General features: G+C 73.2%; 15 protein-coding genes. 5 read left to right on the forward strand and 10 right to left on the reverse strand.

The features are described 5' to 3' along the window. Positions 1-60: 60 nt before the first annotated feature. Both ACZ4FH_RS26540 and ACZ4FH_RS26545 read right to left on the reverse strand, forming a co-directional pair. The gene (locus tag ACZ4FH_RS26540; RefSeq protein WP_467307906.1) at positions 61-1,293 is read right to left on the reverse strand and encodes a sensor histidine kinase; all 1,233 of its coding nucleotides are present in this window, start codon (positions 1,291-1,293) and stop codon (positions 61-63) included. 5 nt (positions 1,294-1,298) lie between these two features. Beyond that, positions 1,299-1,952 carry a response regulator transcription factor gene (locus ACZ4FH_RS26545; RefSeq protein WP_383646337.1) on the reverse strand — a complete coding sequence of 218 codons (654 nt, stop codon included), beginning with the start codon at positions 1,950-1,952 and terminating at the stop codon, positions 1,299-1,301. 343 nt (positions 1,953-2,295) lie between these two features. Between ACZ4FH_RS26545 and ACZ4FH_RS26550 the strand changes: the two genes are divergently transcribed. Beyond that, positions 2,296-2,469, forward strand: coding sequence for a hypothetical protein (locus ACZ4FH_RS26550; protein WP_383646340.1), 174 nt, complete (start codon positions 2,296-2,298; stop codon positions 2,467-2,469). 121 nt (positions 2,470-2,590) lie between these two features. Here the strand turns inward: ACZ4FH_RS26550 and ACZ4FH_RS26555 are convergent, their stop codons facing one another. Then, positions 2,591-3,409: an inositol monophosphatase family protein gene (locus tag ACZ4FH_RS26555; RefSeq protein WP_467307908.1), complete on the reverse strand. Its 819-nt coding sequence runs from the start codon at positions 3,407-3,409 to the stop codon at positions 2,591-2,593. A gap of 47 nt (positions 3,410-3,456) precedes the next feature. Next, positions 3,457-4,584, reverse strand: a complete 1,128-nt coding sequence (locus ACZ4FH_RS26560; protein ID WP_467307910.1) for a ferrochelatase — start codon at positions 4,582-4,584, stop codon at positions 3,457-3,459. A gap of 183 nt (positions 4,585-4,767) precedes the next feature. On the opposite strand from ACZ4FH_RS26560, the gene ACZ4FH_RS26565 reads away from it, so the two are divergent. Both ACZ4FH_RS26565 and ACZ4FH_RS26570 read left to right on the forward strand, forming a co-directional pair. Beyond that, on the forward strand, positions 4,768-6,015 hold the full coding sequence (locus ACZ4FH_RS26565; protein WP_467307912.1) for an MFS transporter: 1,248 nt from the start codon (positions 4,768-4,770) through the stop codon (positions 6,013-6,015). Continuing rightward, on the forward strand, positions 5,972-7,294 hold the full coding sequence (locus ACZ4FH_RS26570) for a D-arabinono-1,4-lactone oxidase (RefSeq protein WP_467307914.1): 1,323 nt from the start codon (positions 5,972-5,974) through the stop codon (positions 7,292-7,294). The genes ACZ4FH_RS26565 and ACZ4FH_RS26570 overlap by 44 nt, the downstream gene beginning before the upstream one ends. 82 nt (positions 7,295-7,376) lie before the next feature. Here ACZ4FH_RS26570 and ACZ4FH_RS26575 read toward each other — a convergent pair whose 3' ends face one another. Beyond that, positions 7,377-8,474, reverse strand: a complete 1,098-nt coding sequence (locus ACZ4FH_RS26575; protein ID WP_467307915.1) for a hypothetical protein — start codon at positions 8,472-8,474, stop codon at positions 7,377-7,379. 498 nt (positions 8,475-8,972) lie between these two features. Here ACZ4FH_RS26575 and sepH point away from each other — a divergent pair, with 498 nt between their 5' ends. Next, positions 8,973-10,034 (forward strand): septation protein SepH, encoded by a 1,062-nt coding sequence (sepH, locus tag ACZ4FH_RS26580; protein WP_450681977.1) that lies wholly within the window; start codon positions 8,973-8,975, stop codon positions 10,032-10,034. 106 nt (positions 10,035-10,140) lie between these two features. On the opposite strand, the gene ACZ4FH_RS26585 is transcribed toward sepH, so the two are convergent. Continuing rightward, the gene (locus tag ACZ4FH_RS26585; protein WP_467307918.1) at positions 10,141-10,971 is read right to left on the reverse strand and encodes a sulfurtransferase; all 831 of its coding nucleotides are present in this window, start codon (positions 10,969-10,971) and stop codon (positions 10,141-10,143) included. 233 nt (positions 10,972-11,204) lie between these two features. Here ACZ4FH_RS26585 and ACZ4FH_RS26590 point away from each other — a divergent pair, with 233 nt between their 5' ends. After that, a complete protein-coding gene (locus ACZ4FH_RS26590; RefSeq protein WP_467307919.1) occupies positions 11,205-11,981 on the forward strand; it encodes a VOC family protein in 777 nt (258 codons plus the stop codon). 9 nt (positions 11,982-11,990) lie between these two features. Here the strand turns inward: ACZ4FH_RS26590 and ACZ4FH_RS26595 are convergent, their stop codons facing one another. From ACZ4FH_RS26595 to ACZ4FH_RS26610, 4 genes are all read right to left on the reverse strand, one after another. Further along, complete coding sequence (locus ACZ4FH_RS26595; RefSeq protein ID WP_467307921.1) at positions 11,991-14,531, reverse strand: MDR family MFS transporter; 2,541 nt, start codon at positions 14,529-14,531, stop codon at positions 11,991-11,993. A 70-nt stretch (positions 14,532-14,601) separates the two neighbouring features. After that, complete coding sequence (locus tag ACZ4FH_RS26600) at positions 14,602-15,252, reverse strand: thymidine kinase (RefSeq protein WP_383646372.1); 651 nt, start codon at positions 15,250-15,252, stop codon at positions 14,602-14,604. A 47-nt stretch (positions 15,253-15,299) separates the two neighbouring features. Continuing rightward, positions 15,300-16,487, reverse strand: a complete 1,188-nt coding sequence (locus ACZ4FH_RS26605) for an alkaline phosphatase family protein (protein WP_467307922.1) — start codon at positions 16,485-16,487, stop codon at positions 15,300-15,302. After that, positions 16,487-17,080 (reverse strand): DUF5998 family protein, encoded by a 594-nt coding sequence (locus tag ACZ4FH_RS26610; protein ID WP_383646379.1) that lies wholly within the window; start codon positions 17,078-17,080, stop codon positions 16,487-16,489. Before ACZ4FH_RS26610 ends, ACZ4FH_RS26605 begins: the two co-directional genes overlap by 1 nt. Positions 17,081-17,158 lie beyond the last annotated feature (78 nt).

The following is a 17,158-nucleotide window of genomic DNA, read 5'->3' on the forward strand; positions in this document are numbered from 1 at the left end:
AGAAAATTCCGCTTAAAGCGAACGAAACTGCTGCGTGTGCCGGACGCCTCGCCCGGCCTCTCAGACGGGAAGTGAGACGCGCATCACAAGACCACCGCCTTCGCGAGGCTCCGCGATGATACGGCCTCCGTGGGCGCGCGCGACGGACCGCGCGATCGACAGGCCGAGACCGACCCCCTTGTCGCTGCCCGTGCGCTCCGTACGCAGCCGTCTGAAGGGCTCGAAGAGGTTGTCGATCTCGTACGCCGGGACCACGGGTCCGGTGTTCGTGACGACCATCAGGGCCTGGCCGGGCAGCAGCTCGGTGGTGACCTCGACCCAGCCGTCCCCGGGGACGTTGTAGCGCACCGCGTTCTGGACGAGGTTCAGCGCGATCCGCTCCAGCAGGACGCCGTTGCCCTGGACGACCGCCGGAGCGAGCACGGCCCGCATCTCCACGCCCTTGGCCTCGGCCTCGCCCCGGGCCTGGTCCAGCGCCCGGGAGGCCACCTCGGCCAGATCGACGGGTTTGCGCTCGACGATCTGGTTGTCGCTGCGGGCCAGCAGCAGCAGGCCCTCGACGAGCTGCTCGCTGCGCTCGTTGGTGGCCAGCAGCGTCTTGCCGAGCTGCTGGAGCTCGGGGGGCGCCTCCGGATCGGAGAGGTGGACCTCCAGCAGCGTGCGGTTGATCGCCAGCGGCGTGCGCAGCTCGTGCGAGGCGTTGCCGACGAACCGCTGCTGCGCGGTGAACGCGCGCTCCAGCCGGTCCAGCATGTCGTCGAAGGTGTCCGCCAGCTCCTTCAGCTCGTCGTCGGGCCCGTCCAGCTCGATCCGCCGGGCCAGGTCCGTACCGGCCACGGTGCGGGCGATGCGGGTGATCCGGCCCAGCGGCGAGAGCACCCGCCCCGCCATGGCGTAGCCGAAGGCGAAGGCGATGACGCTGAGGCCCACCAGGGCCAGCAGCGATCTGTTCAGGAGCGTGTCCAGCGCCTGCTGGCGCTGGTGGTTGACGCAGGCGTTCATCGCGGCGTTGAAGTCGTCCGCGGACGCCTTCTCCGGCAGGTTGCAGATCTCGCTGGTCACCTGGCCGTTGGCGATCTTGAAGGGCAGCTCGCTGCCCACGTGCAGGGCCTGGGCGGCCAGCATGTAGATGATCGACAGCAGGAGGATGCCCGCGATCAGGAACATGCCGCCGTACAGCAGCGTGAGCCGTATCCGGATGGTCGGCCGGAGCCAGGGGTACGGGGGCTCCTGCTGCTTGGGCTCCCAGGTGGGTTTGGGGGGCGCCGACGCGGGCGGCGGGACGGTGGGCACGGGCCTCAGATCCGGTAGCCGGAGCCGGGCACCGTGACGATCACCGGCGGCTCGCCGAGCTTGCGCCGCAGGGTCATGACGGTCACCCGGACCACGTTGGTGAACGGGTCGGTGTTCTCGTCCCAGGCCTTCTCCAGCAGCTGCTCGGCCGAGACCACGGCGCCCTCGCTGCGCATAAGGACCTCCAGGACAGCGAACTCCTTGGGCGCGAGCTGCACCTCCTGGCCGCCCCGGAAGACCTCGCGGCGGTTGGGGTCGAGCTTGATGCCCGCGCGCTCCAGGACGGGCGGCAGGGCCACCGTCGTACGACGGCCCAGGGCCCGGACCCGTGCGGTCAGCTCGGTGAACGCGAAGGGCTTGGGCAGATAGTCGTCGGCGCCGAGCTCCAGACCCTCCACCCGGTCGCTGACGTCCCCGGACGCGGTGAGCATCAGCACCCTGGTGGGCATGCCCAGCTCGACGATCCGTCGGCACACGTCGTCGCCGTGCACCAGCGGGAGGTCGCGGTCCAGGACGACGACGTCGTAGTCGTTGACCTCGATGCGCTCCAGGGCGGCGGCACCGTCGTACACGACATCGACGGCCATGGCCTCCCGGCGCAGTCCGGTGGCCACCGCATCGGCGAGCAGCTGCTCGTCCTCCACGACGAGTACGCGCACGGCGTTTCCTTCCTCAGTGCTTCACGGGGTTCACGGGCCCGTACGGGCGGGCCCGGACAGGTGGCGTGCGGCTCCATCCTGCCCGGAACACGCATAAACCGGCGGTAAGACGGCGCTGCCCCACCTGCGGCTTCCGGGAATTCAACGGATTCCCGGGCCAGTTGAGGTTTCTCTGAGGGTTGGGCCGGGGAGGACGAATGCACACCCGCGATCACGTCTTGTATGTGGCGTGCCACAGGTCCCTCCGGCCCCGGAGAGTTGCGTGATCACCCGCCCTACCGCCTCGGCGGAGGGAAACCCGGGCACACCCCCGTGCCACCGACCCACGATGAGGGGGCGCTTCATGGACGCTTTCACCGCAGGTCTGCTGCAACGCATCAAGACCACCGAGTCCGACCTCACCAAAGCCCGCGAGACGGGCGACGACTTCCTCGCCGACGTCGAACAGAGCGAACTGGACGATCTCCACCGCCTCGCGGCGGAGCACGGCGTACACATCGGCGCGACCAGCGTCTGAGCCGTCACGAGAAGGCCCCTCGGTGCTCCACAGGCACCGGCGGGGCCTTCTCGGTTCCGCGGCCCTCCACGGCCCGTACGCACGCCGTGGGGCGCGTCGGGCGGCCGGGCCCTCCCCCGGGTCAGTCGTGCCAGGCGCCCAGGTCCTCCAGCAGCGCCTGGAGGGGTTCGAACACGCCCGGTGACGCGGCCACGGTCAGTCCGCCGTCGGCGGGCTCCCCGGGCCGTCCGCCGGTGAGCGCGCCCGCCTCCCGGGCGATCAGGTCCCCGGCGGCCAGGTCCCAGGGGTGCAGTCCGCCCTCGTAGTAGCCGTCCAGGCGGCCCGCGGCCACGTCGCACAGGTCGATGGCGGCCGAGCCGCCGCGCCGGACGTCGCGCAGCCGCGGGATCAGGACCCGGGCCACCTCCGCCTGGTGCGCGCGCACGTCGGCGACGTAGTTGAACCCGGTCGACACGAGCGCCTGGGCCAGCGGCGGGGCGGGACGGCAGCGCAGCCGGGCACCGTCCCCGTAGGGCCCGCCCTTCGCGTACGCGCCGCCGCCGAGGACGGCGTGGTAGGTCTCGCCGCGCATCGGGGCCTCCACCACGCCCACGACCCGTTCTCCGTCGCGTTCGGCGGCGACGGAGACGGCCCAGGTGGGCAGGCCGTAGAGATAGTTCACGGTGCCGTCGAGCGGGTCGATCACCCAGCGGATCCCGCTGGTCCCCTCGGAGCTGGCACCCTCCTCGCCGAGGAAGCCGTCCCGGGGGCGGCGCTCGGTGAGGAAGCCGGTGATCAGCTGCTCGGCGGCGATGTCCATCTCGGTGACGACGTCGACCGGGCTGGACTTGGTCGCGGCCACGCCGAGGTCGGCCGGGCGGCCGTCGCGCAGCAGGGCGCCGGCCCGGTGGGCGACGTCCAGGGCGAGGTCGAGCAGTTCGGACAGCAGGGGGTCGGTCACGGCGCTCCCGGAGGGGTGAGGAGGGGCTGCGGACGGTGGCGGAGGCGTCACGCGAAGGGGCTGTCGGCGCCCGCGGCGGCCGGCTTGGGCGCTCGGGCGGGACAGCAGCCGACCGGGCAGAGGTCATGGCTCGCCCCGAGGGTGCCGAGGGCGCACCGCTCGGGGCCGCGGCCGCTCTCGGTGGCGGCGCGCTCCAGCACCAGCTCGCGGACGGCGGCGGCGAAGCGGGGGTCCGAGCCGACGGTCGCGGAGCGCCGGACGGGCAGGCCCAGCTCGGCGGCCTTCGCGGCGGCCTCGGTGTCGAGGTCGTAGAGGACCTCCATGTGGTCGGAGACGAAGCCGATGGGAGCCATCACCACGGCCGGGACCCCGTCGGCGTGCAGGGCCTCCAGGTGGTCGCAGATGTCGGGCTCCAGCCACGGGATGTGCGGGGCGCCGCTGCGCGACTGGTAGACGAGCTTCCAGGGGAGGGTGACGCCGGTCCGGTCGGCCACGGCGTCGACGATCAGCCGGGCCACGTCCAGGTGCTCGGCCACGTAGGCGCCGCCGTCCCCGTGTCCCTCGGCCGGGCCGGAGGTGTCGGCGGCCGAGGTGGGGATGGAGTGCGTGGTGAAGGCGAGGTGCGCGCCGGCCCGTACGTCCTCGGGGAGCTCGGCGAGGGAGGCGAGGACGCCGTCCACCATCGGCTCGACGAAGCCGGGGTGGTTGAAGTAGTGCCGCAGTTTGTCCACGCGGGGCACGGGCAGCCCCTCGGCCTCCAGGGCGGCCAGTGACGCGGCGAGGTTCTCGCGGTACTGGCGGCAGCCGGAGTAGGAGGCGTAGGCGCTGGTGGCCAGGACGGCGATGCGGCGGTGTCCGGCGCGGGTCATCTCGCGCAGGGTGTCGGTCAGGTAGGGCGCCCAGTTGCGGTTGCCCCAGTACACGGGCAGATCGAGTCCGTGGCCGGCGAAGTCCTCGCGCAGGGCGTCGAGCAGCGCCCGGTTCTGGGCGTTGATGGGGCTGACGCCGCCGAAGAGGAAGTAGTGCTTGCCGACCTCCTTGAGCCGCTCCTCGGGGATTCCCCGGCCGCGGGTCACGTTCGCAAGGAACGGAACCACGTCGTCCGGTCCTTCGGGGCCTCCGAAGGAGAGCAGCAGCAGGGCGTCGTAGGGAGCGGGATCACGCACATCGGACATGGCACCGATCCTGCCACCCGCCCCGCGCCCCGTTTCCACCGACACCGGCCGCCCGGGACCGTCGCGCGGGGGCGGGCCGTGCCGCCCGGAAACCCACTGTCGGACATGTCGCCCGCGACCGTAAGCTGTATCGGCCGCATTCACCCCTGACATCGCGCGTGCCCACGCCGTTCCGGAGATCCCTTGTCCAGTCCCTATCGCGCGATCTTCGCCGCACCCGGCTCCCGGGCGTTCTCCGCCGCCGGATTCCTCGGCCGGATGCCGCTGTCCATGATGGGCATCGGCGTGGTGACCATGGTGTCCCAGCTGACCGGCCGGTACGGGCTGGCCGGGGCGCTCTCGGCGACGCTGGCCATGTCGGCCGCGGTCGTCGGTCCTCAGATATCCCGGCTCGTCGACCGGTACGGACAGCGCCGGGTGCTGCGGCCCGCGACGCTCGTCGCGCTGGCGGCGGTGGCCGGGCTGCTGGTCTGCGCGCAGCAGGGGCTGGCGGACTGGACGCTCTTCGTCTTCGCGGCGGGCGCGGGGTGCGTGCCCAGCGTCGGATCGATGGTCCGGGCCCGCTGGGCGGAGATCTACCGGGGCTCGGCGCAGCGGCTGCACACCGCGTACGCGTGGGAGTCGATCGTCGACGAAGTGTGCTTCATCTTCGGCCCGATCATCTCGATCGGGCTCTCCACGGCCTGGTTCCCGGAGGCCGGACCGCTGATCGCGGCCGGATTCCTGCTGGTCGGCGTGGTCTGGCTGACCGCGCAGCGGTCCACGGAGCCGGTGCCGCATCCGCAGGCCCGGCACACCACGGGCTCCGCGCTCTCCTCCCGCGGCCTCCAGGTGCTGGTGATCACCTTCGTGGCGACCGGGGCGATCTTCGGGGCCGTCGACGTGGTGACGGTGGCGTTCGCCGAGGAGCGCGGGCACAAGGCCGCGGCCAGCCTGGTCCTCGCCGTGTACGCGCTGGGCTCGTGCCTCGCCGGAGCGGTCTTCGGCCTGCTGCGGCTGCGGGGGAAGCCGTCCACACGATGGCTGGTGGGTGTGTGTGCGATGGCCGTGAGTATGATCCCCCTCCAACTGGCCGGGAACCTTCCGTTTCTGGCCGTGGCGCTCTTTGTCGCGGGCCTGTTCGTCGCACCGACGATGGTGACCACCATGGCTCTCGTCGAACAGCACGTACCCCGCACCCGGCTGACCGAGGGCATGACCTGGACCAGCACCGGGCTCGCCGTCGGCGTGGCGCTCGGCTCCTCGGCCGCCGGCTGGGTGGTCGACGCCTCCGGGGCGGAGGCGGGGTACGTGGTGCCCGCCGTGGCGGGAGCGCTCGCGGCCGCGGTGGCGTTCCTGGGGTACCGCCGGCTCAGTGGACCGGCTCCTAGGGAAGGGCGCGGGGAAGATGACCGACACCTACGCACGGACGACGACGAGCGCGTGGCGTAACTGGGCGGGCAACGTCACCGCCCGTCCGGCACGGACCGTGTCCCCCGCCTCCGTGGACGAGCTGTCCGAGGCGCTGCGCCGGGCCTCGGAGGACGGGCTGAAGGTGAAGCCGGTCGGCACCGGCCACTCCTTCACCGCGACGGCGGCCACCGACGGGCTGCTGATCCGCCCCGATCTGCTCACCGGCATCCGGGAGATCGACCGGGACGCGATGACGGTGACGGTCGAGGCCGGCACCCCGCTGAAGCGGATGAACGCGGCGCTGGCCCGCGAGGGCCTCTCGCTCACCAACATGGGCGACATCATGGAGCAGACGGTCGCCGGGGCGACCTCGACCGGGACGCACGGCACCGGCCGCGACTCGGCGTCCATATCGGCGCAGATCCGCGCCCTGGAGCTGGTCACCGCCGACGGTACGGTGCTGACCTGCTCGGAGACCGAGAACCCCGAGGTCTTCGCCGTGGCCCGGATCGGGCTCGGCGCGCTGGGCGTCATCACGGCGATCACCTTCGCCGTGGAGCCGGTCTTCCTGCTGACCGCCCGCGAGGAGCCGATGACCTTCGACCGGGTCACGTCCGACTTCGACGAGCTGGTCGCGGAGAACGAGCACTTCGAGTTCTACTGGTTCCCGCACACCGGCAACACCAACACCAAGCGCAACAACCGCAGCGCCGGTCCCGCGGCCCCTCCCGGGCGGATCAGCGGCTGGATCGAGGACGAGTTCCTCTCCAACGGCGTCTTCCAGGTGGCCTGCTCGCTCGGCCGGGCGGTCCCCGCCACGATCCCCTCGATCGCCAGGGTCTCCAGCCGCGCCCTGTCCGCGCGCACGTACACCGACATCCCCTACAAGGTCTTCACCAGTCCGCGCCGTGTCCGGTTCGTGGAGATGGAGTACGCCCTGCCGCGCGAGGCCGCCGTGGAGGCGCTGCGCGAACTCAAGGCGATGGTGGAGCGCTCGCCGCTGCGGATCAGCTTCCCGGTGGAGGTGCGCACGGCCCCGGCGGACGACATCGCGCTCTCCACGGCGTCGGGCCGGGACAGCGCCTACATCGCCGTGCACCTGTACCGGGGCACCCCGTACCAGGCGTACTTCACGGCGGTCGAGCGGATCATGACGGCGCACGCCGGCCGTCCGCACTGGGGCAAGGTCAACACCCGGGACGCCGCGTACCTGTCCGGGGTGTACCCGCGCTTCGACGAGTTCACCGCGGTGCGGGACCGGCTGGACCCGGACCGCCTGTTCGCCAACGACTATCTGCGCCGGGTACTGGGCGACTGACCCGCGACCTCCCCTCGAAGCGCACACGCAACGGCCCCGTCCGGAGTTCCGGACGGGGCCGTTGCGTGCCGGGGCCGCGGGTTCAGCGGCCGGTGTCGCCGGTGGCCGGCGCGCCCTCCTGCGCGGGGGCGCTGCCGGCGTCCGAGGGCGCGGGGGACGCGCCGTCGCCGGTGGCCGACGGGGTGGGGGTGGCGGACGGCTGCGCGCCACCGCCGGTGCCGGTGCCGCTGCCCGTGCCGTCCGACGGGGCCGGGGTGGGCGTCGGCGCGTCGGTGGCGGCGCCGCTGTCGCGCGGGTCCGGGCGGGTGCTCCCCCCGTCCCGCGGTGCGGTGGGCGCCGGGGAGCCGTCCCCGGCCGGGGTGGTGGCGTCGCGGTCCGTGCCGGTTCCGGGGGACGGCCGCGGGTCGGTGGATCCGCCCGATCCGCGTTCGCCGCGCACGACCGAGCCGACGGTGGTGCCCTGACCACCGCTCAGGTCGTTGCCGGAGAGCAGTTCGAAGGTGGTGATCCCGATCATGGCGACGACGAACACCACGGCGGCGCCGAGGGCCGAACGCTTCCAGCCACGGATCCGGGTGCCGTGCGTGGTCGCCGAGGAGAAGGCGTCGTCCTGGTCCGCGGGGGCGACGGCGAGCGGCCGGGTGCCGTCCACCGCGCGCAGCTGCCGGGTCCGCTCCGCGTCGGCGGGGACCTGACGCAGCACGGTCGTGGCATCCACCCGGCGCAGCGCCCGCGTGGCGTCGGCGTCGGTGTCGGCGGGGTCGACGCGGCCCAGCACCGTCGTGGCGTCCGCCGGGCGCGGGATCGCGGTGGTCGGGGCGGACGCGGCGGCCTCGCGCAGGGCGATCCGCGTACCGGCCGTCCTCCACTCCGCGTCCGGGTCGCCCGCGTCGCGCGTCTGGCGCGTATGCACCGTCACTTCGCGGTCCGGGTGCTTGACCTGGACGGTCACCTCGCGGATCTGCTCGCCCGTGCGCCGGAAGAAGTGCTGGAAGACGGAGCCCCCGCAGGTGGCCACGACGCTCATCACCCCGGCGCCCATAATCGTCCCGTAGACCCCCAGTTGGGACGCCGCGACGGCCGCCGCCACCGCAGCCACCGCGCTGCCCGCCACCTGGGGCAGGCTCAGATCGATCCGCCTTTCCTTGGGTTCTATGTCACTTTCCGGCTTCTGCACCATTTCCAGCCCTTGATTGACATCGCTCCCACCATGCACCAACAAGGGACAATTGAGCGAAGCGGATAGTTCCGTTTACGGTGATTCTGTGAAGCAGGACACGCACGACGGGCATCCCGTCCCCAACTGGGTACGCCAACTCCCGTGCCCGACGAGAACTTGGACGGCGCGGCGGTCCACCCACATGGTCCGAATGGAGTACTGTGGCGAGCCCTGGGGCCGGACACCCATGCGGATGTCCGGAACCTTCGGGAGGGGGCCGAAGGAGGCACTCGATCCGGCGGCGCGGCGGCATCGCACGGGGGCCAGCTACACGGAGTGACCATCGGTCACTGTGTGTTGCGCGAAGAGGCCACCGTGTCACACCGGCGATCACGGGCTCACGCCCGACACGCCGGGCAACACGGCAATGTTGTGGCAGGCTGCACCCGGGCAGGCCACACTCGACTAGCGGAAGCAGCGACGCACGTGACGTCGGCAGGCACCACCCGGGAGGTCCCCATGCCCGAACTGCGTGTCGTGGCCGTCTCCAACGACGGCACACGACTGGTGCTCAAAGCTGCGGACAGTACGGAGTACACGCTTCCGATCGACGAGCGGCTGCGAGCCGCCGTGCGCAACGACCGCGCCCGGCTCGGCCAGATCGAGATCGAGGTGGAGAGCCACCTCCGGCCCCGCGACATCCAGGCCCGGATACGAGCCGGCGCCTCCGCGGAGGAGGTCGCCCAGTTCGCCGGGATCCCGGTCGACCGTGTCCGCCGCTTCGAGGGCCCCGTGCTCGCGGAGCGCGCCTTCATGGCCGAGCGCGCCCGGAAGACTCCCGTGCGCCGTCCCGGCGAGAACACCGGCCCCCAGCTCGGCGAGGCGGTGCAGGAACGACTCCTGCTGCGCGGCGCCGACAAGGAAACCGTCCAGTGGGACTCCTGGCGCCGTGACGACGGCACCTGGGAGGTCCTGCTGGTGTACCGGGTCGCCGGCGAACCGCACTCGGCGAGCTGGACCTACGACCCGCCGCGCCGGCTCGTCCAGGCCGTGGACGACGAGGCCCGTTCGCTGATCGGCGAGACGGACGACGTCGCCGCGCCCGAGCCCAGCTTCCCGTTCGTCCCCCGGATCGCCCGGCTGCCCCGCGACCGGCCGCTGGACCGCGCCCTGGACCGCCAGATGGAGCGCCCCGCTCCGCCGCCTCCCCCGGAGCCGGAGGAGCGCATCGGCGGGGTCACCGCGAGCGAGCGGGACTCGCTGACCAGCCTGCTGGAGGCGGTGCCCAGCTTCCGCGGCGACATGGTCGTCCCCGAGCGCCCGGCTCCGCCCGAGCCGCCCGCCCTCGAACCGGCCCCCGTGCAGGAGCCCGAGGCGGAGGAACCGCCCGCCGCGTCCGCCGGCGCGGGCGCCGCGTACGCGGACGTGCTGATGCCGCGTGCGGTCGCCGGTCACCGCGACCGGCTCACCGGGACGACCGACCGGCAGGCCGAGGCCGACGGGGTCCGTCCGGGCCGCCGGGCCGCGGTGCCGAGCTGGGACGAGATCGTCTTCGGCACGCGCCGCAAGAAGCAGGACTGAGGGACCGGGTGACCGCAGCATGACGAGGGCCCGTACGCAGCGGCGTACGGGCCTTTGTCGGCTGCCCGCGCGGAACCGTGCCGCCCGGTACGGTTCCGGCGCTCCCCTACTGGGGGTCGGGACCCGTGGCGACCGGGCGGGACTCGTCGGCCGACCACTGCGACCAGGAGCCGGCATAGAGCGCGCTCGGGCGGCCGGTGATCTCCAGGGCCAGCACCTCATGGGCGCCGGAGACCCCGGAGCCGCAGTAGACACCGATCTCCGTACCGTCCCCCTCGGCACCCACGGCGCGGAACCGGGCGTCCAGGGCGTCCGCGTCCAGGAAGCGTCCGTCGGCGCCGGTGTTCTCCGTGGTGGGCGCGGAGACCGCGCCCGGGATGTGGCCGCCCACCCGGTCGATCGGCTCCACATCGCCCCGGTACCGCTCGGCGGCGCGGGCGTCGAGCAGCAGACCGGAACGGGCGAGCGCCGCCGCGCCGTCCGCGTCCAGCAGCGGCATGGAGCCCGGTACGGGCACGAAGTCGCCCTCGACGGGCTCCGGGGTCTCCTTGGACAGCTCGCCGGTCCAGGCGGCGAGCCCGCCGTCCAGCACCCGGACGTTCCGGTGCCCCGTCCAGCGCAGCAGCCACCAGGCACGGGCCGCGGCCCAGCCGAGCCCGCCGTCGTACACGATCACGGCACTGTCCCGGCGGACGCCCGCGCGTCGCATCACCGCGCCGAACGCCTCCGGATCGGGCAGCGGATGGCGTCCGCCGTCACCGGCCGGACCGGCGAGTTCGGCGTCCAGGTCGACGAAGACCGCGCCGGGCAGATGACCGGCCTCGTAGTCGGGCAGGCCGTGCGGCCCGCCCAGCTGCCAACGTACGTCCAGGAGCACCGGCGGACGTGGCCCCGCCGACTCGCTCGCACATGCGGATGCGGAGATGATGGGCTTCATACCGGCCATCCTCGCGCAGCGACCGGCCCGCCCGTAACCACGCCGAAACGGCTCCACCGCCCGAATCCGGATCTCCTCCGTCGAGATCGCGGTGACGGCGGCGCGGCCGGGGCGCATCACGCGTCCGGTGGTGCGAGCATCTTCACGGGGCGTACACATCCCGTACCGCACAACGGCGCGCCGGCCCCGATCCCCCCGTACGGCCACCACGATGGTCGGAGGAGAGAGTGACGATGACCGAGGCTGCCGCCCGACGGACACCGGGAACGCCCTGCTGGGTCAGTCTGATCGTGCACGGCCTGCACACCACCCAGACCTTCTACGCCGAACTCTTCGGCTGGGAGTACGGCCCCGGGCCCGAGCAGCTCGGCCCGTACGTCCGGGCGCTGAGCGACGGCAAGGAGGTGGCGGGGCTGGGACTGCTCTCGCCCGACCGGCACCTGCCGATCGCCTGGACGACCTATCTGGCCACCGACGACGCCGATGCCACGGCCGAGGCGATCCGGTCCTGCGGCGGCACGGTGGGGGTGGGTCCGCTGGACGCCGGCGAGGCGGGCCGGATGGCGGTGGCGTCCGATCCGTGCGGGGCCGTCTTCGGGATCTGGCAGGCCGGTTCCCACGCCGGTACGGCGCAGACCGGGGCACCCGGCACCCCTGTGTGGAACGAACTGGTCACCCGGGAGACGTCGACGGTCGCGAAGTTCTACCAGACGGTCTTCGGCTACGAGACCGAGGCGGTCGTCTCGGCCGACTTCGACTACCAGACCCTGCACCTGGGCGGGCGCCCGGTGGCCTCGCTGCACGGGGTCGGCAACGCCCTTCCCCGGGACCGGGGCCCGCACTGGATGACGTACTTCGAGGTCGCGGACACCGACGAGGCCGCGCGGCGCGTGGTGGAGCTGGGCGGCCATGTCCTCCAGCAGCCGCGGGACGGGTCCGCGGGCCGGGTGGCCACGGTGGCCGACCCGGAGGGCGCGGTCTTCACGATCGTGCGGTCGGAACACCGCTGAACCGCGGGATCAGCGGCCCGGGGCCTGTGCTCCGGGCCGCGCCGCCGGGGCGCCGATCATCAGCCCGGCGGTCAGACAGGCGAGCAGCACCGCGCCGACGGCCCACCACAGACCCGTGGTGTAGGCGTGCAGAACGGCCGTCGCCACCCCGTCCGGCGAGGTCACCCGGCCCATCCCGGTGGCGAGCACCGTCGCGGTCAGCGCGCTGCCGAGTCCGGAGCCCAGGTCCTGGCCCGCGGTGACCGTCCCGGCGCGTACGCCCGACAGCCCGGGGCCGCCGGCGGCCGTCGCGGTGGCGAGGAGCGGCATGAGGCCGAGTCCGCCGCCGAACCCGACGAGGACGAGCGCGGGCAGGACGTCGGCGTAGCCACCGCCGCCGCCGAGCCGGGTCATCAGGACCAGGCCGAGCGCGGTGGTGAGCAGACCGCCGATGATCAAGACCCGGGGGGCGACCCGGGGCATCAGCCGGGCGGCCACCTGCGTCGCGCCGATGACGGCGCCGACGGTCAGCGGCAGGAAGGCGGCGCCGGCCGTGGAGGGGCTGAACCCGACGACGCCGAGCAGGTAGTACTGGCCTGCCGAGAGGGCCGCCAGTGTTCCCCAGCCGGCCAGGGCCAGGGTGAGGAAGGAGCCGGCCCGGTCGAGTCCGGTGGCCGGGGAGGCCTCGGGGCGGGTGTCGGTCCGTCCGGCCTGCCACACCAGGTACGTGATGAGCAGCGCCCCGCCCGACGTCAGGGCGGCCACGATCAGCGGGTCGGTCCAGCCGTGGGTGTCCGCCTGGGCGAGTCCGTAGCCGAGGGCGGCGAGGGCGGCGGTGCCGAGCAGGATTCCGCCGGTGTCCATCGGGGCCGTCGGGGGTTCGGGGCGTTCGTGGACCAGGGCGAGCGCGGCGAGCAGGGTGACGACGGCCAGCAGGGCGACCGCGAGCAGGCAGACGCGCCAGCTCATGAATTCGATGATCCATCCCCCGGCGAAGACGCCGAGGGCCGAACCGCCCGCGGCGGTCGCGGCGTAGACCCCGACGGCGCGGTGGCGTTCCCTCGTATCGGTGAATCCGCTCGTGACCAGGGCCAGCGCCGACGGGATCAGCAGCGCGGCGGACGCCCCCTGGAGGAGCCGGGCGAGGATCAGCGGTTCCTCGGCGCCGGTGAGCCAGCCGAGTGTCGAGGCGACCGCGCAGCCGGCCAGCCCGATGACGAAGGTGCGCCGGCGTCCGACGCGGTCGGCGAGGTACCCGCCCACCAGCAGCAGACCGCCGAAGGCGAGCGTGTACGCGAGGTAGAGCGGGCTGAGTCCGTCGGTGCGCATGCCCAGATCGGCCTGGACGGCCGGGGCCGCCAGGTTGAAGGACGTGAGGTCGAACAGGACCAGCAGCTGGGCCAGGGTGATCACCACCAGCCCCCACCAGCGGCGGGGGTCCGGCGGTGCCGCGTCGCCGGGCGGGGCGGCGGGGACGCCGAAGCCGTGGACCGGGTACGTCGGCGGCCCGAACCCCTGCGGCGTGCCGAACGGCGCGGGGACGGTCGGGGCGTGGGCGGGCGGCGAGGGCACCCGCTGCGGTGCGGCGTCCTTCACGAGCGGGACGGGCCGCGGGGCCGGGGCGTCCTGCACCAGCGGGACCGGCTGCGGGGCCGGGGTGTCCGCGGGCCGTTCCGGGGCGAAGTCGAGGAGCCCGGCCGCATGCCGTCCGAGCTGGGCCAGGACCGCGCCGGGCAGCCACTCCTCCGGGGACTCCTGTGCGGTCCGGTCGGCGATCTCCTGCGGGGTGGGCCGCGCGGCCGGGTCCTTCGCCAGACAGGCGCGTACGAGACCGAGGAGGGAGGCGGGCACTCCGGTGAGATCCGGCTCGTCCTCGGCGATCTTGAACAGATGGGCGGGCAGACCGGTGTCGGCGGCGCCGAAGAGCAGCCGTCCGGTGGCCGCGTGGACGAGGACCGCGCCGAGGCAGAAGACATCGCTCGCCGGGGTGAGTTCCCGGCCGCGGACCTGTTCGGGGGACATGAAGCCCGGGGAGCCGATCAGCATGCCGGTGCGGGTGTGCAGGCTGTCCCCGGCGAGGCTGTCCATGGCCCGCGCGATGCCGAAGTCGATGACGCGGGGCCCGTCGACGGTGACGAGGACGTTCGACGGCTTGAGGTCGCGGTGGATGAGCCCCGCCTCGTGCACCGCCCGCAGGGCCAGGGCCAGCCGGTTGGCCAGGACCAGGACCGAGTGCTCGGGCAGCGGCCCGTAGTCCTTGCCGACGACGGTGCTCAGATCGGGCCCGGGAACGTACCGCGTGGCCACCCACGGGACCTCGGCCTCCGGATCGGCGTCCAGCACCTCGGCGGTCCACTCGCCGCCGACCCGCCGCGCGGCGGTCACCTCGCGGGCGAAACGCCTGCGGAACTCCTGGTTCCCCGCGTACTCCGCCTGGACGACCTTGACCGCCACGGTCCGTCCGGCGTCCGACCTGCCGAGATAGACCAGGCCCATGCCTCCCTCGCCCAGCCGGGCGATCAGTCGGTACGGGCCGATGCGGGCCGGGTCCTGGGAGGTCAGCGGTTTCACGCAAGCAACATAGGGCAACTCCCGCACCGTCGCGGGTGATCGGCCCAATCCCCGGGGAAGTCCGGTGGATTCAGGGGGTATTGACCGGCAGCACATCCGGTGACAGCGCGCCCGCGCGGGCCGACGCGCTGGTCATCCGGCGGCGGTGGTGGCTGCGGCACAGCACCTCGTACCCGATGTCCTCGGCCGGGCGGTTGACGTCGCCGACCACGACCTGGGCACCCTCGACGACCATCCGGCCGCCGACGGTGCGGGCGTTGTGGGTGGCGCGGGCGCCGCACCAGCACAGCGCCTCCACCTGGAGCGCCTCTATCCGGTCGGCCAGCTCGATCAGCCGCTGGGAGCCGGGGAAGAGCCGGGTGCGGAAGTCCGTGGTGATGCCGAAGGCGAAGACGTCGAGGCCCAGATCGTCCACGACACGGGCCAGTTGGTCGATCTGCTCCGGGGCGAGGAACTGCGCCTCGTCGACGATCACGTAGTCGGCCCTGCCGCCGCGGGAGAGCTGGTCGACGAGGTGGGCGTACAGGTCCATGCCCTCGGCCGCCTCGACGGCCTCGGTGACCAGGCCCAGCCGGGAGGAGAGCTTCCCCTGCCCCGCCCGGTCGTCCCGGGTGAAGATCACGCCCTGGAGCCCGCGGGCCGAGCGGTTGTGCCCGATCTGGAGGGCCAGCGTGCTCTTTCCGCAGTCCATCGTTCCGGAGAAGAACACAAGCTCGGGCATGAGGGGGCTATGACCTTTCGGGAGGGGGGAAGGGGCCGGACGGCAGTCTACGAGCGTACTTCGAGCAGGGGGACGAACTGCTCGACGGGGGTCATGGAGCCGTGCATGCCGACCATCGCGGACTCGTGCGGCTCGTTGACGGAAGCGGTGATCACCACGTCGTCCCGGGCCGCCGCCACCACGTCGCCGATCCGGCCGAGGACCCGCTCGTCGACGCGCGGACCGAACCAGCCCGCGGCGACGGCCTCCTCGCGGCTCGCCACCCAGAACTGCTCGCCGAGCACCTCGCGCCAGACGGTCAGCACATCGGCCTCCGCGCCCGGGACGGCGTACGCATGACGGGCACGGCCCTCGCCGCCGAGGAGCGCGACGCCCGCGCGCAGCTCCCAGTCCTCGTCGAAGTCGATCCGGGAGTGCTCGTCGAACGGGATGTCGATCATGCCGTGGTCGGCGGTGATGTAGAGCGCGGAGCGCGGCGGCAGCTGCTCGGCCAGGCGCCGGGCCAGCCCGTCCACGTACATCAGCTGTCCGCGCCAGGCGTCGGAGTCCACTCCGAAGCGGTGTCCCGCGCCGTCGACCTCGCTGTAGTAGGTGTAGACGAGCGAGCGGTCCCCGGCGGCGAGCCGCTGGGCGGCGACGTCCATCCGCTCCTCGCCGGCGAGCCGGCCGAGGAAGGAGCCGCCGCTGAGCGCGACCTTGGTCAGCGGGGTCTGCTCGAAGGCGGGGGCGGAGACCTGGGCCGTGCGCACACCGGCGGCGTCGGCGAGCTGGAAGACCGTCGGGTAGGGCTGCCAGGCCTTGGGCGGGGTCCACGGCTTCCAGCGGAGCTGGTTCATCAGCTCGCCGGTCTCCGGGTTGCGCGCCGTGTATCCGGGCAGACCGTGCTCGCCCGGCGGCAGACCGGTGCCGACGGAGGCGAGCGAGGTCGCGGTGGTGGCCGGGAAGCCCGCGGTGATCGGGCGGCCGGTGCCGCCGCGCGAGCTGGGCAGCAGGGAGTGCAGGAAGGGGGCCTCGTCCGGGTGGGCCCCGATCTGCTCCCAGCCGAGGCCGTCGATCAGGAACACGCAGTTCCGGTCGGCGGGGGTCAGCTCGGGGATCGCGGCGGTGAACCCGGGGACCTCCTGGCCCGCGACGAGCGTGGGCAGCAGATCGGCGAGCGATCCGCCGCCGTACTCCGGCACGGGGGCGCTGTCGACGGACAGCAGGACGGGGTCCTGCCAGGCCGGCTGGGCCATCAGCGGCCGGCCGCCGTCGCGGCGGTGGCCTCGGAGAGCGCCTGGGCGAAGGCGAGCGTCTGGCGCACGGTGTCCGGGCCGTCGCCGGCCTCGCTGACCCGCAGGCTCAGATCGTCGGCGGTGGAGCTGCCGGTGTAGCCGTGGTCGGCCTCGCAGTTGGGGTCGCCGCAGGCGGCGGGCTCCAGATCGATCCGGGAGACCGCGCCCCAGCCGATGGTCAGGACGACCTCGCGGGGCAGGGTGCCCGCGACGTACTTCTCGGGGTTTGCGACGACGCGGCTGACCACGACCGAGGAGATCCGGTCGAGCTTGACCGACTCCGTGGAGGTGGTGGCGTACGGCGAGGGGGAGCTGGTGTCCGCGTTCTGCTCGTCGGTGTGGCTGACGATGAAGCGGGTGTCCGTGAGCACCAGGACCGTGACGTGCCGGCGCACCTCGTTGGAGTCGAACGTCGTCTCCTGGTGCACCAGGTACGAGGCGACCGGCTCACCGCCCACGGCGGCCTCCACCGCCTCGGCCACGAGGGCCGGGTAGTAGCCGCTGCGCTCGATCGCCGCGCGCAGCCCCTGGGTCGTCGTACCGGTCTTAGCCATGGACACCATCCTACGGCGGACCGATGGCTGCCGGGGACGCCCGTGACGGCCCCGGGGGGCGGGGCCCCGGGGGCCACG

The sequence above is a fragment of the Streptomyces sp. NPDC024555 genome, assembly GCF_055559335.1.